The following is a 251-nucleotide window of genomic DNA, read 5'->3' on the forward strand; positions in this document are numbered from 1 at the left end:
CTCTCCACCACTTATTACAATAACTATGAGTACACTCTTACTTGTAGTTTATAGCACTTTAGGAGAGATGGCAGAGTGGTCGAATGCACCGGTCTTGAAAACCGGCATAGGTTTGTAGCCTATCTAGGGTTCAAATCCCTATCTCTCCACCATTATTTAAAAACCGCCTTATGGCGGTTTTTTGCTATCTGGGGTTTGATAAATGACAGACAAAGCAACTATTCCTATGAGTGCACAGCTTTTAAAACACA

Annotated in this window: 1 tRNA gene; it reads left to right on the top strand. The window is 40.6% G+C overall.

The window, feature by feature from the left end:
• The first annotated feature begins 61 nt into the window (after positions 1-61).
• Positions 62-152: transfer RNA gene (locus R2R70_RS21965), tRNA-Ser, on the top strand.
• The last annotated feature ends 99 nt before the right edge of the window (positions 153-251 follow it).

The organism is Cobetia sp. SIMBA_158 (assembly GCF_046566945.1).
Lineage (GTDB): Bacteria > Pseudomonadota > Gammaproteobacteria > Pseudomonadales > Halomonadaceae > Cobetia > Cobetia amphilecti.